This is a genomic window from Thermobacillus sp. ZCTH02-B1, from assembly GCF_002159085.1.
Taxonomy (GTDB): Bacteria; Bacillota; Bacilli; order Paenibacillales; family Paenibacillaceae; genus Thermobacillus.
Window position 1 is genome coordinate 52,634 of the sequence record NZ_LZRU01000035.1, and the last position, 23,595, is coordinate 76,228.

Annotated in this window: 18 protein-coding genes and 1 tRNA gene; 6 read left to right on the forward strand and 13 right to left on the reverse strand. The window is 64.6% G+C overall.

Annotated features, from left to right (window positions below; all coding sequences use genetic code 11):
• Window positions 1-50: 50 nt before the first annotated feature.
• Complete coding sequence (locus tag A9Z00_RS13770; RefSeq protein WP_296978586.1) at window positions 51-527, reverse strand: GAF domain-containing protein; 477 nt, start codon at window positions 525-527, stop codon at window positions 51-53.
• A gap of 291 nt (window positions 528-818) precedes the next feature.
• On the opposite strand from A9Z00_RS13770, the gene A9Z00_RS13775 reads away from it, so the two are divergent.
• From A9Z00_RS13775 to pflA, 3 genes are all read left to right on the forward strand, one after another.
• On the forward strand, window positions 819-1,586 hold the full coding sequence (locus A9Z00_RS13775; RefSeq protein WP_296978589.1) for a Crp/Fnr family transcriptional regulator: 768 nt from the start codon (window positions 819-821) through the stop codon (window positions 1,584-1,586).
• A gap of 223 nt (window positions 1,587-1,809) precedes the next feature.
• Window positions 1,810-4,077 carry a formate C-acetyltransferase gene (pflB, locus tag A9Z00_RS13780; protein ID WP_296978591.1) on the forward strand — a complete coding sequence of 756 codons (2,268 nt, stop codon included), beginning with the start codon at window positions 1,810-1,812 and terminating at the stop codon, window positions 4,075-4,077.
• A gap of 229 nt (window positions 4,078-4,306) precedes the next feature.
• Window positions 4,307-5,113 carry a pyruvate formate-lyase-activating protein gene (pflA, locus tag A9Z00_RS13785; RefSeq protein WP_296978869.1) on the forward strand — a complete coding sequence of 269 codons (807 nt, stop codon included), beginning with the start codon at window positions 4,307-4,309 and terminating at the stop codon, window positions 5,111-5,113.
• Window positions 5,114-5,406: 293 nt separating this feature from the next.
• Here the strand turns inward: pflA and A9Z00_RS13790 are convergent, their stop codons facing one another.
• Entirely contained in the window at window positions 5,407-6,351 is a 945-nt protein-coding gene (locus tag A9Z00_RS13790; RefSeq protein ID WP_296978592.1) for an aldo/keto reductase family protein, read from the reverse strand.
• Between the two features lie 135 nt (window positions 6,352-6,486).
• Here A9Z00_RS13790 and A9Z00_RS13795 point away from each other — a divergent pair, with 135 nt between their 5' ends.
• Window positions 6,487-6,753, forward strand: a complete 267-nt coding sequence (locus A9Z00_RS13795) for an NUDIX hydrolase (protein ID WP_296978595.1) — start codon at window positions 6,487-6,489, stop codon at window positions 6,751-6,753.
• 34 nt (window positions 6,754-6,787) lie between these two features.
• Here A9Z00_RS13795 and A9Z00_RS13800 read toward each other — a convergent pair whose 3' ends face one another.
• Window positions 6,788-7,507, reverse strand: coding sequence for a hypothetical protein (locus tag A9Z00_RS13800; protein ID WP_296978598.1), 720 nt, complete (start codon window positions 7,505-7,507; stop codon window positions 6,788-6,790).
• Between the two features lie 387 nt (window positions 7,508-7,894).
• On the opposite strand from A9Z00_RS13800, the gene A9Z00_RS13805 reads away from it, so the two are divergent.
• Window positions 7,895-7,970 (forward strand) — tRNA-Thr (locus tag A9Z00_RS13805).
• A 125-nt stretch (window positions 7,971-8,095) separates the two neighbouring features.
• Here the strand turns inward: A9Z00_RS13805 and A9Z00_RS13810 are convergent.
• The 5 genes from A9Z00_RS13810 to A9Z00_RS13830 all read right to left on the reverse strand — a co-directional run bounded on the left by A9Z00_RS13810 (window position 8,096) and on the right by A9Z00_RS13830 (window position 15,422).
• Window positions 8,096-9,685 (reverse strand): response regulator, encoded by a 1,590-nt coding sequence (locus tag A9Z00_RS13810; protein WP_296978603.1) that lies wholly within the window; start codon window positions 9,683-9,685, stop codon window positions 8,096-8,098.
• 1 nt (window position 9,686) lies between these two features.
• Window positions 9,687-11,567 carry a cache domain-containing sensor histidine kinase gene (locus A9Z00_RS13815; RefSeq protein WP_296978618.1) on the reverse strand — a complete coding sequence of 627 codons (1,881 nt, stop codon included), beginning with the start codon at window positions 11,565-11,567 and terminating at the stop codon, window positions 9,687-9,689.
• A 174-nt stretch (window positions 11,568-11,741) separates the two neighbouring features.
• Window positions 11,742-13,463, reverse strand: a complete 1,722-nt coding sequence (locus A9Z00_RS13820) for an extracellular solute-binding protein (RefSeq protein WP_296978626.1) — start codon at window positions 13,461-13,463, stop codon at window positions 11,742-11,744.
• 79 nt (window positions 13,464-13,542) lie between these two features.
• Window positions 13,543-14,394: a carbohydrate ABC transporter permease gene (locus A9Z00_RS13825; protein ID WP_483316323.1), complete on the reverse strand. Its 852-nt coding sequence runs from the start codon at window positions 14,392-14,394 to the stop codon at window positions 13,543-13,545.
• Window positions 14,395-14,456: 62 nt separating this feature from the next.
• A complete protein-coding gene (locus A9Z00_RS13830) occupies window positions 14,457-15,422 on the reverse strand; it encodes an ABC transporter permease (RefSeq protein ID WP_483316321.1) in 966 nt (321 codons plus the stop codon).
• Between the two features lie 221 nt (window positions 15,423-15,643).
• Here A9Z00_RS13830 and A9Z00_RS13835 point away from each other — a divergent pair, with 221 nt between their 5' ends.
• Window positions 15,644-16,582 (forward strand): aldo/keto reductase, encoded by a 939-nt coding sequence (locus A9Z00_RS13835; RefSeq protein WP_296978632.1) that lies wholly within the window; start codon window positions 15,644-15,646, stop codon window positions 16,580-16,582.
• A gap of 3 nt (window positions 16,583-16,585) precedes the next feature.
• On the opposite strand, the gene A9Z00_RS13840 is transcribed toward A9Z00_RS13835, so the two are convergent.
• From A9Z00_RS13840 to A9Z00_RS13860, 5 genes are all read right to left on the reverse strand, one after another.
• Window positions 16,586-18,055, reverse strand: a complete 1,470-nt coding sequence (locus tag A9Z00_RS13840; protein ID WP_296978635.1) for an HD-GYP domain-containing protein — start codon at window positions 18,053-18,055, stop codon at window positions 16,586-16,588.
• A gap of 108 nt (window positions 18,056-18,163) precedes the next feature.
• Window positions 18,164-18,667 (reverse strand): hypothetical protein, encoded by a 504-nt coding sequence (locus tag A9Z00_RS13845; RefSeq protein WP_296978640.1) that lies wholly within the window; start codon window positions 18,665-18,667, stop codon window positions 18,164-18,166.
• A gap of 4 nt (window positions 18,668-18,671) precedes the next feature.
• A complete protein-coding gene (locus A9Z00_RS13850) occupies window positions 18,672-20,477 on the reverse strand; it encodes an ABC transporter ATP-binding protein (RefSeq protein ID WP_296978641.1) in 1,806 nt (601 codons plus the stop codon).
• Window positions 20,470-22,218 (reverse strand): ABC transporter ATP-binding protein, encoded by a 1,749-nt coding sequence (locus tag A9Z00_RS13855; RefSeq protein ID WP_296978643.1) that lies wholly within the window; start codon window positions 22,216-22,218, stop codon window positions 20,470-20,472. Before A9Z00_RS13855 ends, A9Z00_RS13850 begins: the two co-directional genes overlap by 8 nt.
• Before the next feature lie 8 nt (window positions 22,219-22,226).
• Entirely contained in the window at window positions 22,227-23,483 is a 1,257-nt protein-coding gene (locus tag A9Z00_RS13860; protein ID WP_296978645.1) for an MFS transporter, read from the reverse strand.
• Window positions 23,484-23,595: the final 112 nt, after the last annotated feature.

Sequence of the window (23,595 nt, forward strand, 5' to 3'; positions counted from 1 at the left end):
ATCCGACATTGTAACAAAGGGGACGAACGAACGGCAACGACCGCGATCGTCTATCGCTTCGGCCAGCCCGCCGCCTCCGCCGACAGTTCCCGCCACCATTCCTCCTGGGCGCCGAGCGCCCTGGTGCCGCGCACCGCGCGGGCGATCTCCGCGTCCGTGTAATCCTTCGTCAGCCGCCGGCCGAGCAGCAGGACACCGGCGGTGTCCGAACCCGTCCGGACGGGGAGGAAAACGGCGGCGGCCAGGCCTTCCGCGAGCAGAATCGGATCCTCGGTCCGCGCCCGCTCTGCGCCCGGGCGGCTCGGATCGAAGCAGACCGGCGTTCCGGAACGGATCGCCATGCCGAGCAGCCCGACGCTCGGGCGCTGCGTCATGTTCGGCGTCCGGCTGCTGACGCTGCCGACCACGATCCGCCATGTCACGCGCCGGCTGGCCGGGTCCAGCAGTCCGAGACCGGCGAAGTCGCTCTCGGTCTCGCGGCGCAGCTTCTTCACTTCGCGCAAAATCGCTTCCTTGGCCCTCTCCATCGTTCTCCCACCTTTCCTGCCGCATGGAAGGTCCGTTCCCGCGCGTTCGGCGGACGGGCATCCCCGATCGGAGTCCGCATCGGGGAATTCCCCGATGCCGTCCGGCGTGGTTGTACCGCATACGCTGCCGATACAGCCAGAATACGCGATTTTGCGGCCCGGATCTGTGATTTTCATCATCATCCAAATCCGGATTCTTCCCCGCGAAATCTCCGTCAATTCCCCGATTAAATCCCCGCCGCGGAACGTGTATGCTAAAGGCAGGGGAGAGACGGAAGGAGGCGAGCCGCCATGACGGTGAGAACGTTGACGGGCCGGGAGGAATCCGTGGAGACCCCCGTCTGCCGCTTCGACTGCCGGCGTCCGCAGCCCGACAGTCCGTTCACGGAGCGTCAGATCAAGGCGCTGGAATCGATCATGCACTTCAGGCGATATGAAGCGGGCGCCTACCTGTTCTGGGAAGGCGATCCGGCCGAAGCCGTCTATTACATCCGCAAGGGCCACGTCAAGCTGCGCCGCACGACGGACGACGGACGCGACCTGCTGCTGACGATCCTGAAGCCGGGAGATTTCCTCGTCGATTTCGATCACTGGGATCCGAATCACCGCAACAGCGGCCAGGCGTTGGACGAAGTGGAAGCCGGCGTCATTCCGCTGCCCGAGCTCGAGGTTCTGCTCAGCAAGGACGGCGAGCTTGCGTACCGGTTCGCGATGTGGATGAGCCTTCTGCGCCGCCGGATCGAGTCGAAGCTGTGCGACCTCATCATGCTGGGCAAACCGGGAGCCCTCGCGTCGACGCTGATCCGCCTGACGAACAGCTTCGGCGTCCTGCAGCCGGACGGCATCCTGATCCGGCTGAAGCTGACGAACACGGAGCTGGCCGAGCTCGTCGGCACGACGCGTGAAAGCATCAACCGGATGCTGAACGCGCTGAAGAGCGAAGGCATCATCGACACGGCGCCCGGCGGCAGGCTGCGCGTGCTGAAGCTCGAGAAACTGCGGGAGATGGCCGGCTGCCCCGAATGCCCGGCCTGTCCGAAGGAAATCTGCAGCATCTGACGCCCGCGTCGAGGCTGTCGGATTTTCGCGTTCCGGCATTCGGATCTTCGCGGTTCGGCTTTTCGGTGCGTTCCACCGCCGTGTCGCGCATGTCATAGCTTGCACGCAGGTTTGTGATTTTTTTCACTTACTGTGCGTCCAACGGATGGTAACATGGTAACTGTCAAGGAAGCGCGGCCGTCCGGGACGGTTCGCGCAAAGCGACATGGGAGGGACATGCGCCATGGCCATTGCGATCGAACAATCCCGCATCGAAGGCGTGCCGGACTGCTGGCGCGGATTCAGGCCTGGCCGGTGGATGGAGACGATCGACGTCCGCGACTTCATCCTGCGCAACGTGACGCCCTACGAGGGAGACGAGTCGTTCCTCGCGGGGCCGACCGAAGCGACGACCCGGCTGTGGGAGATCATCATGCGGCTCTCGCGGGAGGAGCGGGAGCGCGGAGGCGTCTGGGACGTCGATGTGAACACCCCGTCCACGATCACCTCGCACGGGCCGGGCTACCTCGACCGCGAGCTCGAGAAGGTCGTCGGCGTGCAGACGGACGCGCCGTTCCGCCGCGCGATCTTGCCGTTCGGCGGCATCCGCATGGTGCAGGAGGCCTGCAGGGCCTACGGCTACGAGCTGCCGGAGGAGATCGTGCGCATCTTCACGGAGTACCGCAAGACGCACAACCAGGGCGTGTTCGACGCCTATACCCCCGAAATGCGCCTCGCGCGCAAGGCGGGCATCATCACCGGCCTGCCGGACGCCTACGGGCGCGGCCGCATCATCGGCGACTACCGGCGCGTGCCGCTGTACGGCGTCGACCGCCTGATCGAAGCGAAGAAGGCGGACCTGGCGACGATGGAGAAGGGGCCGATGACGGACGACGTCATCCGCGCCCGCGAGGAGCACACCGAGCAGATCCGCGCGCTGGAAGAACTGAAGAAGATGGCGCGGATGTACGGGTTCGACATCTCGCGGCCCGCGGCGAACGCCCGCGAAGCGGTGCAATGGCTCTACTTCGCGTATCTCGCCGCGATCAAGGAACAGAACGGCGCCGCGATGAGCCTGGGCCGCGTCTCGACGTTCCTCGACATCTACTTCGAGCGCGACCTCGCCGAAGGGACGCTGACGGAGACCGAGGCGCAGGAGCTGATGGACCACTTCGTCATGAAGCTCCGGATCGTCAAGTTCCTCCGCACGCCGGAGTACAACGAGCTGTTCAGCGGCGACCCGACCTGGGTGACCGAGTCGGTCGGCGGCATGGCCGAGGACGGCCGCACGCTCGTGACGAAGAACAGCTTCCGCATCCTGCACACGCTGTACAACCTCGGCCCGGCGCCCGAGCCGAACCTGACCGTGCTCTGGTCGAAGGATTTGCCCGAAGCGTTCAAAAAATACTGCGCGAAGGTGTCGATCGAGACGAGCTCGGTGCAGTACGAAAACGACGATCTGATGCGCCCGATTTACGGCGACGACTACGGCATCGCCTGCTGCGTCTCGGCGATGCGGATCGGCAAGCAGATGCAGTTCTTCGGCGCCCGGGCGAACCTCGCAAAGGCGCTGCTCTACGCGATCAACGGCGGCGTCGACGAGAAGCTGGGCATCCAGGTCGGGCCGAAGGAAGAGCCGATCCTTACGGACCCGCTGGACTACGATGAAGTGCGCGAGCGTTTCGACCGCGTGCTCGAATGGCTCGCCGAGCTCTACATCAACACGCTGAACGTCATCCACTACATGCATGACAAATACTGCTACGAGCGGCTCCAGTTCGCGCTTCACGACCGCGACATCATCCGCACGATGGCCTGCGGCATCGCCGGCCTGTCGGTCGTCGCCGACAGCCTGAGCGCGATCAAGCACGCGAAGGTGCACCCGATCCGCGACGAGCGCGGCATCGCGGTCGACTTCCGCATCGAAGGCGATTATCCGCAGTACGGCAACAACGACCCGCGGGTCGACGAGATCGCGGCCGATATCGTCCGGACCTTCATGGAGAAGCTGCGCAAACACAAGGCCTACCGCGACGCGATCCCGACGCAGTCGGTGCTGACGATCACGTCGAACGTCGTCTACGGCAAGAAGACCGGCTCGACCCCCGACGGCCGCAAGGCGGGCCAACCGTTCGCGCCGGGCGCGAACCCGATGCACGGCCGCGACCGGAAGGGCGCGCTGGCGTCGCTCGCGAGCGTGGCGAAGCTGCCCTACTGCGATGCGCTGGACGGCATTTCGAACACGTTCTCGATCGTCGGGAAGGCGCTCGGCCGCGATCCCGGGAGCCGGGTCGCGAACCTGGTCGCCATGCTTGACGGTTACATGACGCAGGGCGGCCATCACCTGAACGTGAACGTGTTCGACCGGTCGACGCTGCTCGACGCGATGGAGCATCCCGAGAAGTATCCGCAGCTCACCATCCGCGTTTCGGGCTACGCCGTCAACTTCATCAAGCTGACGCGGGAACAGCAGCTCGAGGTGATCAGCCGGACGTTCCACGAGCGGATGTGATGCGGGCATTGCGAAGCGGAACAGGATTTGCGCGAACGGAGGGATCGGCATGCGGCACCCGGACACACGGCAGACGAACGCATCGCACCCGGGCACACCGCCATCGGACACCCCAACGCCGGACACGGCACCGCGAACGGACACGACGCGAACGGACACCGCAACGCATTCGCGCATCATGCATCCGGACACGCAGCCATCGGACGACCTGCAGGACACGACGAACGCCATGCATCCGGGCACGCTGCCATGCGACACTCCGCGGCGATACCGTTCCGACGCGTCCGTCAGGGGACGGATCCATTCGATCGAGACGTTCGGTACGATGGACGGACCGGGCATCCGGTTCGTCCTCTTCCTTCAGGGCTGCGCCCTGCGCTGCCGGTATTGCCACAACCCCGACACCTGGAGCGCCTCGGCCGGCCGGATCATGACCGTCGAACAGGTGCTGGCCGAGCTCGAGCCTTATCTGGACTATTACTGGCATTCCGGCGGCGGCCTCACGGTATCGGGCGGCGAGCCGGTACAGCAGGCGCCGTTCGTCGCCGCGCTGCTGCGCGAGGCGAAGAGGCGGTTCCATCTGCACACCGCGATCGACACCTCGGGCTTCTGCGAGCCGGTGCACGCGGAAGCCGGCGGCCTGCTGGACGCGGCCGACCTCGTGCTGCTCGACCTCAAGCTGATGGACGCCGCGCGGCACGTCGATCTCACGTCGCAGCCGAACGACCGCATCCTCCGGTTCGCCCGGCACCTGTCCGACACCGGCCGGAAGATGTGGATCCGCCACGTGCTCGTTCCCGGCATCACCGACAGCCGCGAGGATCTGCTGGCGCTCGGCCGGTTCATCGGCTCGCTGCGCGGCGTCGAAAAGTTCGAGCTGCTGCCCTACCACCGGATGGGCGTGTACAAGTGGCAGCAGCTCGGTCTTCCCTACCCGCTCGCGGACGTGCCGGAGCCGACGCAGCGGGAGATCGAGCGGGCGAAGGAAATCATCGAGGAAGGGCGGAAAGAGGCGGAAATGGCGCGGCCGGCGTGAACCATTCGCATGCGCTGTACTGCCAGCATGCATCACCTCATGCTCCGGCTCATTGCTCCGGCCGCCCCGACAAACGCCATGTACCGCAAAACTGCATGATTTTCGGCCGCTTCTGCGACAATCCGTCCATATAGAATGCAAATTTGCATGCCATGCCGTCGGGCGCGGAAATGACGTCGGAACAACCTGCATTGTTGCCTTATCGTTCGACCGCCCATTTCCGCGCCGGCACAACAGAAGGCCGATGCGCCCCGCGGACCCGGCCGCGTGCGCACCGGCCTTTTCCTTCTTCCTCAGTCTTCCTTCAAAATCTCCTCGATCCGCTCCAGCACGTCGGCCGACAGCTCGATGCCGGACGCCTTCGCGTTCTCCTCGACCTGCTCCGGCCGGCTTGCACCGACGAGCGCGCTCGCGACGTTCGGCTGCCGCAGGGTCCACGCCAGCGCGAGCTGGGCGACCGTGATGCCGAGTTCCGCCGCCAACTCCGACAGCTGGCGGACCTTCTCGATCTTGTCGGCCGTGATTCCCTTCCTCACCCATTCCAGCTTCGCCGCGCGGCTGTCCGGCGGGATGTCGTCCACCGATTTGTACTTGCCCGTCAGCAGCCCCTGCGCCAGCGGCGAGAACACGACCTGTCCGATGCCGCAGCGCTCCCCGAGCGGAATGACTTCCTTCTCGATGTAGCGGTTGAACATGTTGTACACCGGCTGATTGACGACGATCCGGTCGAGCAGATACCGGTCGGCGATCGCCAGCGCTTCCGCCATCTGCGCCGCCGTCCACTCGCTGACGCCGATGTAGAGCACCTTGCCCTGCCGCACGAGATCGTCCATCGCCCGCAGCGTCTCGTCGAGCGGCGTTTCGGGATCGTGACGATGGCAATAATAAATGTCGACGTAGTCATGCCCGAGCCGCTTCAGGCTCGCGTGCGCCTGCTCCATGATGTGCTTCCGCGACAGCCCGCGGTCGTTCGGCCCGTCGCCCATCGGCCAGAACACCTTCGTCGCGAGCACGTACGACTCGCGCGGGAACTCGCGCAACACCGCTCCCATCAGCTCCTCCGCCGCGCCCCGCTCGTACACGTTCGCGGTGTCGAAGAAGTTGATGCCGAGCTCGTAGGCTTTCCGGATCGACTTCACCGCGTTCTCCCGTTCGACGTAGCCGCCGTAGGTCAGCCAGCTGCCCAAGCTGATCTCGCTCACCTTGAGGCCGGACCGCCCCAGTCTCCGGTACTTCATGCCGCATCTCCTCCCTGGGTTCCGTCTCGCGGCGGCGCGTGTCCGCCGTCCACTTTCAATTATAAAGCAGTTCCTATATCATGGTAAGGCAAACCGTGTAAAAAACGGAACCGATTTGTACGGAGGACGCAACCGTTGACCGGGGAAGAATGGTTTGACGTTTACGACGGGAACATGCGGCCGGTCGGCGCCGCGCCGCGCAGCGAAGTGCATGCGCGGGGTTACCGGCACCGCTCGTTCCACTGCTGGCTCGCGGCGCCGCGCGGAGACGGCGGCCTGGTGATCCGCTTTCAGAGGCGCGCAGCCGGGAAGGACACCTTCCCGGACCATTACGACATCACCGTCGCGGGCCATCTGGCCTCCGGCGAGACGCACCGCTTCGGCCGGCCGCGGAACGCGTGACGGCGGACCGCTTCGTTCCGCGCGACGGATCGTACTACCTCGACGTGTTCCGCCGGCTCCTGAACCTGTCTCCGCCGGACCGTGCCTGACCGCCCGCGCTCCCGCCGGAAGGCCGCCGACGGCGCGTGTACCGGCCGCGTCCGCGCGCGTGGCCGGCCGGCCGTTGCCGGCGTTTCGCAGGCCGGGCACACCGCTCCCGGGCGCACCGCACCCGGCCGCGCCGCCCTCTTCCCGCGGCGCCGGTCCGCACCCGACCGCCCGCAGCGATCGTCAGCGCCGGACCGCCCGCTGCTTCTTCCCATGCGCGGTACCAGTTGTCGATCATGCCGTGGATCTGGTAGAACACCGTGCTCATCGGCGCGACGTCAAAATCGTTCAGCTCGGGCTCCCCGTAAAGCAGCGCCGCCTGCTGATGGATGCAGTTGTGCAGCCCGGACGCCTCGATGAACCGTCCGAGCTCGTCGGCCGTCGCGAACGACCGGGGCATCCGGAGAATGCGCGCCTCCGCGGCCCGGTCATAGCAGGGGGACTGCCGGATCGGCTCCGGCGGCACGATCCAGGGTGCGACGAGCCGCTCGTCGAGTCCGCGCCGGCGGTACCAGTCCAGCGCCCGCCGGATGAAGCTGCGGTGGAACTCGAGGAAATCGGCGCCGTATCCCGGCGGCGGATTCGCGGGATCGACGGCCATGCGCGCGCGGTGCCAGGTGCGGTGCTCCTCGAGCAGCCCGCGCGGAAAATCCGGAATGATCGGCATGTGCGTACCTCCCTCGGGACGGCGTGGCCGTCCGGTATGATGCGGGATACGTCATGATATGCCGCGCATGGCCGTTCCGGACCCCGTCGACGCCGCCGGAGCCCCGTTCCGTCCGCCGTTCAGCCCGGCCAATGCCGGATCAGCCACCACACCGCCAGCCAGAACGGCGCGGACAGCAGCGCGCCGAACGCAAGGCCGGCGAGCGCGTTCCCGTCCTCACCCCTGCGCCGCAAGCCGGACCACTCCTTATCCGATGGTTTCTTACCGACATCTTGTCCCCGCGGTTCCGGCGATATACGTTTTCCGAAAAAAACCGTCCGCAACCTGTTGACACGGCGACCGAAGCCTGATATTCTATAAGAGTCGCGTGCAACAAAGGCGCAACACGCTGAAGTAGCTCAGCTGGTAGAGCAGCGCATTCGTAATGCGCGGGTCGGGGGTTCGAATCCCTTCTTCAGCACCATATTCGAAAGCCGCGGCGCGGATTCCGGATGCACCGGAACCCGCGCCGCTTTTTTTGCTCGCCGCCGAACCGGAAAATCCCGCAACCAGCGCGTTGCCGCACAACGCGGCGGCGCGCATGCCGCGTTACAGCGGCTCCGCGAACTCCCCTTTCGCCGCGGCGACGGCCGCGTGGCGCTGCCGATACTCGAGCGCCGTGATCCCCTCGAGCTCCTTGAACACGCGGTTGAAATGCTTCACATTCTCGAATCCGACGCGCCGGGCGATCTCGTACACCTTCGCGTCCGTATGGACGAGCAGCTCCTTCGCCTTCTCGATGCGCACGCGGCGCAGATAGGAAACGAAGCTTTCGCCCGTATATTCCTTGAACAATTGGCCGAAATAGGCGTAATTGAGCGAGACGTGGTTCGCCGCCATGGCCATGTTCAGATCCTTCCAGTAATTTTCCCGGATGTACTGAACGGCGGCGCGCATTTCCCTGTGCTCCGCGTGCGCCGACCGGAGCGAGCGGATGTAGTCCGACAAGAGGAGCAGGAGCTCCTCGACGTCGCGCCGGTAGTCCGCAAGCGACGCGTAATGGTCGAGGCTGCCGACGCGCCGGTACAGCTTCAGCACCTCCACCGATTCTTCGCCGTACGTGCGGAACACCTGGTCGAACACCTGCTCGTTCAGGGCCCGGCTGAGCGCCTCGAGATAGGCGACGCCGCCGTCGGGCGACTCCGGCAGCTCGAACAGGCGGCCTGCAAGCGCGAGCATCTCCCGGTCGCGTCCGGTTCCGAGCATGTTCGCGAGCTTGCGCACGAGATCCTGCGGCACATGCCGGACGGGCATGGCCGCCCCGTCCCCCTCGCCGGGCTCGGCCCTCAATAGCGCCGAACGGACCGGCGGCATGACGAGGCTCCGCTTGAGCGCCCGCTTCGCCTGCCGGTACCGCCGGACCAGCCGGACCGCGGAAGTCTCGCGCCCGCTGAGGCCGATATAGACCGGCGGCTCGCAGATCTTCCCGAGCTCCCCGGCCAGCGCCTCCGCCAGGCCGGGATCGGGGGAGGCGAAGACGAGCAGCCCGTCCCGGTCGGTCGTCCAGATCGCTTTGAGTCCGTCCGCCGCGCGCTGCCGGAGCCAGTCCTCGGCCTTCGCCCGACCGAGCGGATCGCCGGCCGGCTTGAGCACGCCGACCGCGTAATCCGGCGCAAGCAGTTCCGTCAGCCCGGCGGCTTCGATCCGCTCCATGACGGCCGCCTCGTCCTCCGGTTCTCCGACGAGCAAATACGCCAGCACGCTGGCCGCCATGCCCGACCGATACCGCTCGGCCTCCCGCCGGAGCGACTCCGTCTGCTCGGCCCGGCGCAGCGCTTCCTCCACCCGGTCCAGCGCCCGGTACAGCTCCTCGCGCACGATCGGTTTCAGCAGATACTCCTTCACGCCGTATTGGATCGCCTCGCGCGCGTAGTCAAAATCGTCGTATCCGCTCAGAATGATGACGGCCGGCCGATACCCTTCATCCGCCGCCTTGCGGATCAGGGCGAAACCGTCCATCTCCGGCATCCGGATGTCGGTGATCAGCACATCGATCCGCCCCGTCCGGATGATCTCGAGCGCCTCCCGGCCGCCCTCCGCCGTCAGCGTCTCGTAGCGTCCGGCACACTCCCGGTCGATCATCGCCTTCACGCCCAGCCGAATGTTCCGTTCATCGTCGACGATGAGCAATCTCCGCATCTCACTCCGCCCCTCCGTTCGCGATGCGCATGGGAAGCCGCATGGTCACGCGCGTATACCGTCCCGCTTCGCTTTCCACGGCGAGTCCGCAGTCCGGGCCGTAATAGAGCCGGATGCGCTGCTGGACATTGAGCAGGCCGATGCCGCCGGTTGTCCCGCCGGCGGCCGGACCGCCCGGCGCCGCGGTCCCCCCGGTCCGTTCCAGCCTGTCGTTCAGCGCGGCGGTCTGCTCCGGCGTCATCCCCCGGCCGTCGTCCTCGACCGTCAGCAGGAGGAAACCTTGTTCTTCCCGGCACGCGATCGAAATCCCGAGGCCGCGCCCGCCGCCTTCCCAGAGGCCGTGCTTCACCGCGTTTTCCACGATCGGCTGCAACGTCAGCTTCAGCATTTCACAATCCAGGAACCGCTCCGGAATATCGGTTGTGAGCCGGATCTTGCGCTCGAACCGGATGTTCATGATCGCCACGTAATTCGACACATGCGCCAGCTCATCGCGCAGCAGCGCGTATTCGCTCGTCCAGCGCAGGTTGTAGCGCATCAGCCCGCCGAGCGAGGTCAGCGCGTCGGAAATCTCGTACTGCCCTTCGATCTCGGCCAGCATCTTGATGCTCTCCAGCGTGTTGTACAGAAAATGCGAATCGATCTGGTTCTTCAGCGTCCGGAGCTCCGCCTCCTTCGATGCCGCCTGCTTCTGGACCGCGTCGGCGATCAGCTCGTTGATCTTCTTGAGCATCTTGCGAAAATGATGCGCCAGTTCGCCGACTTCGCCCCCGCCCCGCACCGGTATGTCGAACGAGAAATCGCCCTGCCGCACCTTTTTCATCGAATCGCGCAGAATGACGAGCCGCTTCAGAATGAGCTTGACCGAAAAATAGGTGACCGTCGACAGAATCATGAGCAGCATGACGATCGCCGCGATCAGCTTGTTTCTCGCCTCGTTCATGTCGTGCAGCGCCTGTTCAAGCGAGACGACGTTGACCAGGTGCATGTCGAGCTGGTCGAACCAGGCGATCACCGCCAGCATCGGCCGGCCTTCGGCCCGGAACAGCACGCTCCGGATGCGTTCGGCGCCCGCCTCGGCCACGAGCTCGAGGAGCCGCTCCTCCGTCACGCCCGCTTCGGCCAGCCACGGATTCTCCCGGTTGTAATACAGCCCTCCGTCCCGGTCTACCGCGGCCATCTGCGCCTGCCGTCCATCGTAGCCGGCATAGATCGACGGAAAAAAATCGCGCAGCCGCATGTCGACCTCGAGCACGCCCGCGTGGACGCCCGAAACGTACTCGAGCTCCCGGAGCAGCATCATCACCGGCACAGGCGTCACGTCATCCACCACGCCGCGCCGCACCAGCCCGTCGTCGTTCGGCGACACCTGCCAGTAAATCTGGCCGTTCAAATCGTTCACCGTCTCATACCACGGCTCTCCGGCGATCCTCGATTCGTGCCAGAAGACCGGGTACAGCTCCCGTACATTTTCGTTGTCCGAGAAAATGCGAATGTGGCGGATCTTCGGATTCGTGTTCTGCAGATGCGTCATGACCGAGACGAGATGGTTCCGGATTTCCATCAGCTCCAGCGTCTCCGGCTCGCGGACCAGGCGCAGGTATTCCTCCACGTCCCTGTAGGTGTAGGCCAGTTCCGCCACGCGAATCATCGTCTCGATGTTGCTTTCGACGTTTGCGCGCTCCAGCTCCATGGCGGATTCGTGTTCCAGCCGCGCCTTCTCGATGTAGTCCGCCGACATGTCCCGGAACAGCAGCCAGGCGATGATGAGGCTCGGAATCAGCAGGATGACGATGTACGTCATGATGAGCCGCTGCTGGATCGGCCATTGCTCCATTTTGTATGCGATTTCACGAAACCATCTGCCGAACCGCTCTTTCATCGCCATACCCCTGTTCGCATCTTGTCGCGATCCGCTGCGGACCGCCGCCGGCCGGTTTGCCTTCTTTCAATTATAGTCATGCACGGTCATGCTGACGATGGCCGCGGAAGCGCCAAACCGCCGAAGGCCGCTCCACGGGGAGCGGCATCGGCGGTCCCGGGAAGCCGGACCGGTTCACTTCAGGAACTCGGCCAGCTTCTTGACATTTTCTTCATATTTCATTTGCCGGTAGGCCTGGAGTTTGTCCCAGCCGGCCTTCTCGCGCTCGGCGAGATAGTCGTTCCAGATCTTGTCGAATTCGGCTTCGCTCTTGGCGAGCAGCAACTTCGGCAGCGTCTTGCCGAACTCCTGGTCGATCTTCGTCTTCGCGATGCCTTCCTCGGAGTTCGCCGGCGGATCGAGCAGGTCGAACTGCGAGAAGCTGTAGGTTTTGCCCTTCGTCCAGTCCTCCATCTGCTTGAACGGTTCGACCGAAGGCGGCGTCCATTGCAGGCTCATGTTCGTATCCATCAGCATCCAGAACGTGTAGGACGCGCCGTACTGCTTGTCGAACGCCGAACGGTCGGTTTGCAGCAGCTCGAGCGCCTCCGGCAGGAACTGGTCCTTGCCGTCGATCGTGTCCCAGGTGACGCCCTTCTCGCCGAGATACAGGTCCTTCTGTCCTTCCTCGCTGATGAGGTACGTGAGGAACTGGATGGCGCGCGCCTTGTCCTTCACGTCCTTCGAAATGAGCGTCAGCGTCCAGCCGGAGATCGACGGTCCGGCCAGCGTCGGCGGATCGAGGTTCGCGTTCGCCGGGCCGTCGACCGCGATGTACACCGAATTCGGATCGTTTGCGTACAGCACGTTCTGCTGCGCCGTGAAGTCGGTGCGCTGATACAGCATCGCGAAATAGCGGCCCTGCGCGATCTTCTCCTCCATCTGCGGACGCTTGTCGATGAAGATGTCCTTCGCGAGCAGCCCTTCCTCGTTCGCCTGGCGGAGCACCTTCAGCCACCGCACGTATTCCGGATCGGTCTGCCGGTCATACAGCTTCCCGTCCTTCTCGTGCGGAATCGCGAGAAAGTTCTGCAGATAATCCTGCAGCGAATAGTTGCCGGTCTCGGTGAATTCGTGCAGGCCGAGCGGAATGAGCGGCTGCCCGTTCACCTCCGGGAACATTTCCTTCGCCCTTCTCAGCGCGTCGAGGAAGCCTTCCGGCGTCCGCATGTCCGGCTTGCCGAGCGCCTCGTACATGTCCTTGCGCACGACGAACGTCTGGTTCGAGACGTAATGCTCGCCGTACAGCTCGTAATCCTTCGGCGACGACGACGCGTTCGGGTAGCCGTACACGTTGCCGTCGGGCTGCGTGTACCACGCCAGCTTCGCCGGGTCGGCGACCTTGAAGAAGTACGGGTCGTACTCTTCCGCCAGCTTGTTGAGCGGCAGGACGAGACCGCCCTCGATCATCCGCTTCACGCCGTCCTCGTACCAGCCGAGCGTGATGAAGTCGGGCAGTTTGCCGGACGCGATCATCGCGTTCAGCTTCTCGTTCTCGTTGCCCGCCGGGACGATGAAGTTGATGTTCACGCCCGTCTTCCGCGTCACGTACTGGCTCGTCGGATCTTCGCCCCATTTGCTCGGGAACCAGGCGAAGTTGATGTACCAGTCGAACGTGATCGGATCGGTGTTCGACTTCCAGCCCGGCTCGTCGGCCGACGGCTTCGCGTCGCTTCCGCCGCCGCTGCCGCCGGCATCGCCCCCCGCATTCTGGTTCTGCGTTGCGCCGGTGTTCGACGATCCGCCCGATCCTCCGGAGCCCGCATTCTTGCCCCCGCCCGAGCAGGCGGCCGCGAGCGTCAGGATGAGCGCCAGGACGATCGCCAGGGCCGTGAATCGCTTGCTTTGCAACCGCATTCGGCAAATCCCCCTCAAGTCTGTTGTACGGCTGTACAGTATGGCATGAAGCCCGTTTCCCGGGACCGGAAACCTTGGATCATCCTTTGATCGATCCGATCATGAGCCCCTTCACGAAATACTTCTGCAGGAACGGGTAGATGAACACGATCGGCATCGTCGTGACGACCATCGTCGCCAGCTTGATCGACTGGCTCGTGACGGTCCGGTTGATCCCCGGCCCGACGCTGGCGACGATCTGGTTCGAGCTGCTCTGCGCGACGACCCGGTACAGAAACGTCTGGATCGGCTGCAGATCCGGATTGTTGATGTAGATCATCCCGGTGAAGTAGTCGTTCCATTGCCAGACGCCGTGGAACAGGGCGATCGTCGCCACGACCGGCGTCGACACCGGAATGATGATCCGGACGAAGATCGACAGGTCGTTCGCGCCGTCGATCCGGGCCGCTTCCTCGAGCCCGTCGGGAATGTCCCGGAAGAAGGCGAGAAAGATGATCAGATCGAAGAAGCTGAACATCGCCGGAATGATGTAGACGGCGAACTTGTCGAGCAGGCCGAGATCGCGGATGAGCAGAAACGTCGGAATGAGCCCGCCGCCGAAGAACAGCGTCACCGTGCCCATCATCATGTAAAATTTCCGGCCGATCAGCTCCCGGCGCGAGTAGGCGTAGGCGACCATCGCGGTGAAAAAGACGTGGCAGATGACGCCGATCACCGTCTTGGCCGCCGTGACCCCCATCGCGGTCATGATGCCCGCGTTCTCGAACACGGCCTTGTAGTTGTCGAGGCTGAACTTCCGCGGCAGCCAGTAAATGCCGCCCCGCATCGCGTCCTGCCCGTCGTTCAGCGAATTGACAAACACATACCAGATCGGATAAAGCGTGATGAAGCAGAGCAGGAGCATGCCGATGACGTTGAGCGCATCGAACATTTTGTCGCCCGTGGACAGTTGCTTCCGGGTCGGCATGGGGCACACCTCTTTCCTCGCGGATGTCAGAACAGCCCGGTGCCGTTGATCCGCTTCGTGACCTTGTTCGCGGCCAGGAGCAGGATCAGGGCGACGATCGATTTCAGCAGACCGAACGCCGTCGCGTACGAATACCTTCCGGACAGCAGACCGACGTGGTAGACGTAGATGTCGATCACGTTGCTGGCGCTCTCGTTCAGCGAATTGCGCAGGACGAGAATCTGGTCGAAATTCGAGTTCAGCACGCCGCTGACGGCGAGGATGAACAGGATCGTGATCGTGCCGCTGATGCCGGGGAGCGTGACGTAGCGCATTTTCTGGAACCGGTTCGCGCCGTCGATCGTCGCCGCCTCGTACAGTTCCGGCGACACGCTCGTGATCGCGGCCAGGTAGATGATCGCCGACCAGCCGAGCTCTTTCCAGATGTCCGACACGATGACGATCGGCCAGAACCAGGACGGCTCGGCGAGGAACCAGATCGGCTCGTCCAGGATGCCGAGCGCGATGAGCAGCCGGTTGACGAGGCCGACATCCGACAGCCAGGTCGCCAGAATGCCGCCGAGGATGACCCAGGACAGGAAGTGCGGCAGATAGGAGATCGTCTGCACCGCCTTCTTGAACCGGAGCGAACGCAGCTCGTTGAGCAGCAGCGCGAACAGGATCGGCAGCGGGAAACCGACCGCCAGCTTGATCAGGCTGATGCCGAGCGTGTTGCGGAGGATGCGCGGCAGCTCGTCATCCGTCAGCACGTCCCGGAAATGCTTCAGGCCGACCCACGGCGATTCGCCGATCGTGCGGATGATGTCGTAATCCTTGAACGCGATGATGATGCCGTACATCGGAATGTAGTTGAAGACGAACATCCACGCCGCCCCGGCGAGCGCCATGAGCTGCAGATAGCGCTGCGCGGCCAGCTTGCGCAGCAGCTTGAGCAGCCGCTCCCCGCGCGGCGCGGACGCGGGCCGCAATTCGGCTCTGAATTCCGTGTCCAATCGCGAATCCCTCCCGGTGCGGCCGCGCCGGCACCGGTGTCTTCCCCGGTCCGGCATGATCGTACCCCCATTGTAGAACGGCGGCCGGCGGGACATAAGGTCTCATTTTTTCAATCGGGTTGCAAAATTACAGGGTATCTTCTTTCCGCGCCGTCCACTATAATGACCGGCAGGGACACCATTTCGCGAATGGAACGAATGCACGGAAGGGGCATGGGACGATGGACGCGATCCGCATCGCGGGAGTGGAGAAGCCGGTATCGAGGCTGATCAAGGGGACCGATTACTTCCGGCACGAAACTTACGAGCTGGCGGCCGCCAATCTCGACGCGTTTCTGGCGATCGGGGGCAACACGATCGACACCGCGCGCATCTACTGCGGCGGCGAAAGCGAGGAAGTGCTGGGGCGCTACATGGAGGAGCGGAAGGCGCGGGACCGCTTCGTCATTCTGACGAAGGGCGCGCACCCCGACGAGCGCGGGCCCCGCGTCAACCGGGAAGCGATCCGGGAGGATCTGTTCCGAAGCCTGGAGAAGCTCCGGACCGATCACGTGGAACTGTACGCCCTGCACCGGGACGACCCGGACGTGCCGGTCGGGGAAATCCTCGAGGAGCTGAACGAGCATATCGAAGCCGGCCGGATCCGGGCGATCGGCGGCTCCAACTGGACGTGGCGGCGGCTCATGGAAGCGAACGCGTACGCGGAGGCGCACGGGCTGATCGGTTTCTCGTTCAGCAGCCCGAACCTCAGCCTCGCGAAGGCAAAGGAGCCGTTCTGGCCGGGCTGCGTGTCGGCGGACCGGGAGACGATCCGTTGGCACGAGGAGACGCAGATGCCGCTGCTCTCGTGGTCGTCGCTCGCGCGCGGCTTCCTGTCGGGAAGGTTCAGCCCCGATCGGCGGGACGACCCGGACATCGTCCGGGTGTACTACAGCGAGGCGAATTGGGAGCGGTTGCGCCGGGCGGAGGCGCTGGCGCGGAGGAAAGGGGTTTCGGTCGCGCAGATCGGGCTGGCCTGGGTGCTGAACCAGCCGTTTCCGACCTGTGCGCTGATCGGTGCCCGCAACGCGGAGGAGCTGCGCTCCTGCCGCGAAGCCATGGACATCCGGCTGACGCGGGAGGAGCTGGACTGGCTCGATCTGGCATCGGATGAACGGTGACGATCACCCGCACGTCGGCTCGGGCGCCGGGACGGACGGCACCGTCCCGGCCGCCGCCTTGCCGTGCATCGTGCGGAAAAACTCGGGATCGACCTCGGCCAGCGACATCCAGGCATCCACACACCGCGGGTCGAACTGCTTGCCGCTCTCCTGCTCGATGATCCGCATCGCATGCTCGTGGCTCATCGCGGGCCGGTAGGATCGCGAGGACGTCAGCGCGTCGTAGACGTCCGCCACCGCGGCGATCCGCGCGAGCAGGGGGATCTCCTCGCCCTTCAGCCGGTCCGGATAGCCGTTGCCGTCCCAGCGCTCATGATGCGAGCGGATGATCTCCAGTTCCTCGGTCATGAAACCGAGCTGCTTGCACAGATTGTATCCGTGCACGGGGTGCAGCTCGATGACGGCCCGCTCTTCCGGCGTCAGCCTGCCGGGCTTGTTCAGAATCTCGTCGGGGATGAACAGCTTGCCGACATCATGGACGATGCCGCCCTGCGCCAGCGCCCGCAGCATCCGCGGCTGCACGCCCATGTGCTCGGCGAGCCGCAGCGCGTACATCGCCACGCGGTAATTGTGCCCCGCCGTGTAGGCGTCCTTGCCCTCGGTCTGCGCGATGAGCGCCCGGACGCTCGGCGAGATCGACGATTCGATGATGCGGCGCGGATCCGGGCGAAACAGCGTACTGAACAGGCCCGCGACGGACGGCTGGCCGACATACTGCGCGATGACGCCGACGACCATGCAGCCGATGGACCCGAACAGGGTGAAATGATACAGCCACCAGCTCGCATCCCAGATGTCGCCGTAGACCATGATGATGATCGAGACGATGAGCAGGCTGGAGCTGCAGACGATGCCGAGATGGATCGGAAAGCGGGTCATGACGTACAGCTTGCGGTAACGGTACATCGCGAACAGACCGGGGACCGCCGTGATCAGGCAGTACAGCCAGGGATGAACGGCGGGATTGGGGAACGCCCGGTCGAGGCGGGCGGAGCCCGCGAAAGCCGCGAAGATCAGCATCGCCAGGACGGCGACCCAAATCGGCACGAGCGCGCGCTGCGCTCGCGCCAGCCAGCGCACGAAGGCCAGGTCGGTCGGCAAGGCGGACAGGAAGACCCATATCGAAGCGATGACGACGCTGAGTCGGCCGGACAGGGCGGGCAGCGCGTCACCATCCTCCACGATGAACCCCGGCGTCGACAGGCCGTGCAGCATGAACAGCCCGGCCAGCGAGATGTAGCCGATGGACAGGAAGGTGACGTTCACGTTTCTCAGCCGGATCCCGGCCACGCCGACGGCGATCGACACCAGCAGCGCGAGGAGCGACACGATCGAAACGACATAGAAATGCCCGACCGGATGTTCCAGCCTCGCATGCCGATGGTGCGACACCCCGTCCATGATGAAAAAGGCGCCCATGGAGACGCCGAACAGCAGCCCGGGAGCGAGCCAGGACCACAGTTTCGCGCGCATGGAACCCCACCCTGACCTCCGGCAAGGGATGCTTTCCGTCCAAAATGGTCGATCCGTTTCCAATATACCGTGTCCCGGCATGCAACCAAATGTCGAAAATCACACCGTTCACACGCCGAATTCCAGCGCGCCGACGCGTTCCCCCCGCTCATCCGTGATCAGGATCGTGTAGGCCGCCTGCCCGTCGAGCGGATGCGCCAGCCTGAAATTGAGCTTCTGCAGCCGCTTCGCATGGAACCGGTCGCTGCCGGTCACCATCAAATCCCCCGGAACCTTCCGGCCTTCGGCGTCAAGCAGCGCGATATCGTACAGCGCCTGCCTGTCATCGCCGTAAATATAGCCGAAGGCGAGCTGCCCGAGCTCGCGGTAATACAGCACGTTCGTCAGCCGGATCCCCTCGCGTTCGTAATCCGCGCGCCGGGTTTTCAACGCGAGGGGCTTTTCGGCGGTCCGCGGCGCGTCTCCGGGCAGTATGGCGTAAGAGCCGTACAGCTGGTAATGGCGGCTGATCACTTCGAGTTTGACGGCGGGATACCCGAGGTACACGAGCATGAACAGCGCGATGCCCGCCGCGCCGAGCAGCAAGATGCGGCGTGTCCTGCTTCCGTCCATGCGTCTAATCCTCCTTTCCTTTCACCGCCGTCAGCTCAAGCCCGTGCGGGCTGCGGGAATGGCGGTACAGCTCGGCGTAATAGCCGTTTGCGGCGAGCAGCGATTCGTGGTTGCCCTGCTCGACGATGCGGCCGTCCCGCATGACGATGATGCGGTCGGCGTGCCGGATCGTCGACAGCCGGTGCGCGATGACGAGCGTCGTCCGACCGCGCGCGGCCCGGTCCAGCGCCTGCTGCACCAGCCGCTCCGTATGCGAGTCCAGGTTGGCGGTCGCCTCGTCGAGGATGAGGATTTTCGGCTGAAACACGATGATCCGCGCGAAGGAAATGAGCTGCCGCTCGCCGGCCGACAGGCCGCTCCCCCGCTCCGACAGCCGCGTTTCGTAGCCGTCCGGAAGGCGGGCGATCATCTCGTCCGCGCCGACGAACCGGCACGCCTCGATCACCCGCTCCCGACCGATCTCCTCCCGGAACAGGCGGACATTGTCGAGGATCGTCCCCGAGAACAGGAACGGCTCCTGCTGCACGAGCCCGACGATCCGGTGCAGCGTGCCTTGCGGAATCCGGCGGATGTCGACGCCGTCGATCTCCACGCTGCCGTGATCCACGTCGTAGAAGCGGGCGAGCAGGCTGACGAGCGAGCTTTTGCCCGCGCCGGTCACGCCGACGATGCCGACGAACTCGCCGGGCCGGATGTGCAGGTCGAGATCGTGCAGCACCTCCGTACCTTTTAAGTAAGAGAACCGGATTTGGTTGAAATCGATCCGCCCTTTCACCCGTTCCGGCGACAAAGCAACCGCCGTCTCCGGCTCGGGGTCGCGCACCTCCGGTTCGGCGGAGAAAATCCGCCACAGCCGCTCCATCGATACCATTGTCGACTGCAGCGTGTTCCATTGCTGCGTCAGCTGGTTGATCGGCTGGAAGAACTGCCGGATGTACGTGATGAACGCATAGAGCACGCCGAACTCGAACTTCTGGTGCAGCACCGCGTACCCGCCGAGCCATACGGCCGCGGCCACGGCGGCGTTGCCGAGCAGTTCGAAGGAGCGGTTGAACAGGATCGTAGCGCGCACCTCGCGCAGGTTCTCCTTCAGGTAGGTCCGGTTCGTATCGGTGAACCGCCGGTATTGTTCCTCCTCCTGGTGGAACGCCTGGATCAGGCTCATGCCGGACAGGTTCTCCGCCGTGAACGCGATCAGCCGCGAGAGCTGCGCCCGCGACCGGTGGTACGCATTCCGCAGCGCGCGGCGGAACAGCAGCGCGATCGCGCCGATGATCGGGATCAGGATCATGGCATAGAGCGCCAGTTCCGCGTCGAGCCAGAACATGAACCCGATGATCATGACGAGCATGAACCCGTCCCGGACGAGGCTGAGCAGCACCTGCGTGAAGAACTGGTTGATCGTCTCCGTGTCGTTCGACTCGTTCGTCACGAGGCTGCCGATCGGGTGCCGGTCGAAGAACGACATCGACTGGTTCGTGATGTGGCGGAACAGATCCTTGCGCAGCTGCGCGACGATCGCCTGCCCCGCCCGCTGGAGCAGATTGCTCTGCCAGTAGGAGAAGACGAAGGCGACGATCGCAAGCAGCGCGTAAGCCGCCCCGAGCCCGATCAAAATCGGAATGCCGGATTCGCCGAGCGGGATCGTGTCGTCGATCGCCGTCTTGACGATGACCGGCTGCAGCAGATCGGCCGCGATCGCGAGGAACGTGCACAGGATGCCGAGCAGGAACTTCCGGCGATGCGGCCGCGCGTAGCCAAGCAAGGCGCGCAACGCGCGCCGGCGATGCAAGGGTTTCTCCTCAGCCACGGACGACCGCCTCCTCTCCCTGCATCCGCGCCATCGCGGCGTAACGGCCGTCCAGCTCCATCAGTTCGCGGTGCGTCCCCCGCTCGACGATGCGCCCGCCCTCCATGACAACGATGAGATCCGCGTGCATGACCGCGCTGATCCGGTGCGCGATGATCAACGTCGTCTTGCCGCGGCGGGTCTCCCGCAGGTTGCGCAGAATCCGCGATTCGGTCACGGTGTCGACGGCGCTGACGCTGTCGTCGAGGATGAGGATCGGCGCCTCCTTGATCAGCCCGCGGGCGAGGCTGGTCCGCTGCCGCTGGCCGCCGGACAGCGTGAGCCCCCGCTCCCCGAGCTTCGTCTCGAATCCGTCCGGAAACCCGATGATGTTCTCGTACACGTCCGCGAGCCGGGCCGCGTGTTCGATCCGCTCCCGCGGCTCGGCCCGGTTGTGGAACGCGATGTTGTCCGCGATCGTCGTGCTGAACAGAAAGCCGTCCTGCGGCACGTACCCGATCGACGTGCGCAGGCTCTCGAGCGTCGTCTGCCGGATGTCCCGTCCGCCGATCCAAATGCTTCCGCGCGGCGGATCATAGATGCGCAGCAGCAGCTTCGCGAGCGTCGTCTTGCCGCTGCCGGTGCGGCCGACGATGCCGACCGTCTTGCCCGCCCCGATCTCGAGATCGATGCCCGTCAGAGCCGGCCGGCGGGCGCCCGGATAGGTGAAGGTGAGGCCGCGGATCTCGATGGATGCGGCTCCTTCCGGCAGCGGCCGGGCGCCTTCCTCGTCGGCAATGTCCGGCCGGATCGAGAGCAGTCCGTTCAGCCGCTCGAGCGAGGCGCGGGCGCGCTGCACCAGATTGATCACGTTGCCGATCTGCTGCAAGGGGGTCGCGATCATGCGCAGATACAGCGTCAGCTCGACGAAATGGCCGAGCGAGAGCTTCCCCTGCGACACGAGCACGCCGCCCCAGGTCATCGCCACCACAAGCGCCATCGCGCCCGCCAGCGGCAGCGATGCCTGGAACTTGCCGCTCAGACGGACGAGCCGATGCTGATGCTCGCGGATCCGGTCGACCGTCTCCCCGAACCGCGCCCGCGCGATTTCTTCCGCCGCAAAGGTCTTCGTCACCCTGATGCCGCCGAACTGCTCCTCGGCCGATTCGGTCATCGCCGCGAGCGACTCCTGCACCTTGAGCGACTGCCCGCGGATGCGCGGGCCGAAGTACGTGACGAGGAACGGAATGGCGCCGAGCGGCAGCACGCTGACGGCCAGAACGGGCAGCGGAATGCCGCTCAGCAACATGATGGTCACGGTCGACATCAGCAGGACGACGGCGTTCGTGAGCTGGTTGAATCCGTTCGCGATCGATTCGCGCACCGTCGTCACGTCGCTCATCACGTAGCTGAGCAGTTTTCCGATGCCGTTCTTCGAGAGCCAGGCTTCACTTAGGTTCGTGAAATGCCGGAACAGCTTCTGGCGCGTCGAAAATTCAAAATAGCGTCCGAGCCGGTGGTTGATGTACTGGCCGATGCCGAACAGGACGCAATAACCGGCTCCGATCGCGAGCAGCCGGAGGCCGCTTGCGCGGACCGCCGCGGCGGTGAGACCTCCCGACTCCACCCGGTCGGCGAAGTCGCCGAGCACAGACGGGTACAGCGCATGCACGACGTTCGCCGCCCCGATGGAGAGAGCCGCGAGCAAGTACCAGAACCAATATTTTTTCAACTGCGCCGGGACGAGTCCGGATTTTCCCAACGGGCTTCTCACCTGCTTTCCGCCGGCTGCCGCGCCGGCTTCTCTACGAGAAAGAAGATCGGCATCTGCGTCAGAGCCGCCGCGAACAGGACGACGGGCAGCATCGCGGATTCGGGGTTGTCGGCGAACGCGAGCAGCGCCACGATGGACAGAACGCGGCCCGCGTTCAGGAACACTTCCCGCATGACAATGGCCTCGTTCCGGAGCTGGCCCCTGAGCGGCAGAAGCGCGATCCGGCGATAGTAGAAATTGGACAGGGTATTGTTCATGAGCGGATTGCCGAGCGAAAACAGGATCATGAACACGGCGACGGTCCAGAACGCGAAATCGATGAACAGGAAAGCGGCGCCGATCACGACGCCGGCCGACGACAACAGGACGTACAGCCTTCCGAAATGTTCCCGGCCGAAGCGCGAGACGAGGAAGCTGGACAGAATGACGAGGCCGGAAAAGAAGATCGTGAGATAGCCGACCCAATCCTCGCGCCCGACCGTCCGGTACAGCAAGATGTTGGGCAGGAACAGCGTAATGCCCTGAAACAGCCCCCACAGGAAGAAGGCGAAGAGCGCCCTGAGCCAGGCGGGCTGCCGGCGCATCACGTGCGGCACGAGCCCGATGTAGAACGTCTTGTGGCGGAAGCCGGACGGCCGCAGGCGCAGGCTGAGCGCGGCCGCGGCAACGAACAGGGCGAGGGACAGCGAGAACGTGACGAGGTAGCCCGTCAGCCCTTCCATCACGCCGATGATCGTGCCGGCGACCGCCGGTCCGGCCAACCCGGCCAGATTGAAGAACGTCGTGTTGAGCCCGAGGAACCGGATCCGGTTCGCGGGGGTGGACACGTCGTACATCAGGACGAGATAGGCCGTCCAGTACATGCCGGAAGCGATGCCGCTGAACAGCCCGAACCAGATGTAGTGCCGCACCACGGCCGTGCCGGCGAGGATGACCAGCAGATAGAACAGCGCCGTCAGCACGATGCCGATCCGGTACGTGACGAGCCGGTCGGTCCGCTTCGCGAGCCAGGCGCCGGCCAGAAAGCCGACCGGGGTCAGCAGGAACACGACGATGTTGTAGATGCCGTTCACGGCCAGATCCTCGGTCAGGCGCCAAAGGTACAGGTTCAGGAACAGACCCGCCATCGATGCGCCGAACTGGAACAGGCTGTGGATGCCGATCGTCAGGACCGCTTCGCCCGACAGACGCCGGTCCGGATCGACGGGACCTCCCGCACCTGTAAACGCCTTCAACCGGGACCATAAACCCATGCCGCTTTTCTCCTTCCGGTGCTAGTCCGGTGATGCCGTTTTCCCCCTATTGTAGATTCCCCCGCCGTGAAAGCAAACGGAACAAGGCCGGCTCAGGCTCGTTCTCGAGCCG

Excerpts from the sequence above, each read along its gene's own strand:
- A9Z00_RS13770 (WP_296978586.1), bottom strand. The coding sequence starts at position 527 with ATGGAGAGGGCCAAGGAAGCGATTTTGCGCGAAGTGAAGAAGCTGCGC.
- A9Z00_RS13775 (WP_296978589.1), top strand. The coding sequence starts at position 819 with ATGACGGTGAGAACGTTGACGGGCCGGGAGGAATCCGTGGAGACCCCC.
- pflB (WP_296978591.1), top strand. The coding sequence starts at position 1,810 with ATGGCCATTGCGATCGAACAATCCCGCATCGAAGGCGTGCCGGACTGC.
- pflA (WP_296978869.1), top strand. The coding sequence starts at position 4,307 with ATGCATCCGGGCACGCTGCCATGCGACACTCCGCGGCGATACCGTTCC.
- A9Z00_RS13790 (WP_296978592.1), bottom strand. The coding sequence starts at position 6,351 with ATGAAGTACCGGAGACTGGGGCGGTCCGGCCTCAAGGTGAGCGAGATC.
- A9Z00_RS13800 (WP_296978598.1), bottom strand. The coding sequence starts at position 7,507 with ATGCCGATCATTCCGGATTTTCCGCGCGGGCTGCTCGAGGAGCACCGC.
- A9Z00_RS13810 (WP_296978603.1), bottom strand. The coding sequence starts at position 9,685 with ATGCGGAGATTGCTCATCGTCGACGATGAACGGAACATTCGGCTGGGC.
- A9Z00_RS13815 (WP_296978618.1), bottom strand. The coding sequence starts at position 11,567 with ATGAAAGAGCGGTTCGGCAGATGGTTTCGTGAAATCGCATACAAAATG.
- A9Z00_RS13820 (WP_296978626.1), bottom strand. The coding sequence starts at position 13,463 with ATGCGGTTGCAAAGCAAGCGATTCACGGCCCTGGCGATCGTCCTGGCG.
- A9Z00_RS13825 (WP_483316323.1), bottom strand. The coding sequence starts at position 14,394 with ATGTTCGATGCGCTCAACGTCATCGGCATGCTCCTGCTCTGCTTCATC.
- A9Z00_RS13835 (WP_296978632.1), top strand. The coding sequence starts at position 15,644 with ATGGACGCGATCCGCATCGCGGGAGTGGAGAAGCCGGTATCGAGGCTG.
- A9Z00_RS13840 (WP_296978635.1), bottom strand. The coding sequence starts at position 18,055 with ATGCGCGCGAAACTGTGGTCCTGGCTCGCTCCCGGGCTGCTGTTCGGC.
- A9Z00_RS13845 (WP_296978640.1), bottom strand. The coding sequence starts at position 18,667 with ATGGACGGAAGCAGGACACGCCGCATCTTGCTGCTCGGCGCGGCGGGC.
- A9Z00_RS13860 (WP_296978645.1), bottom strand. The coding sequence starts at position 23,483 with ATGGGTTTATGGTCCCGGTTGAAGGCGTTTACAGGTGCGGGAGGTCCC.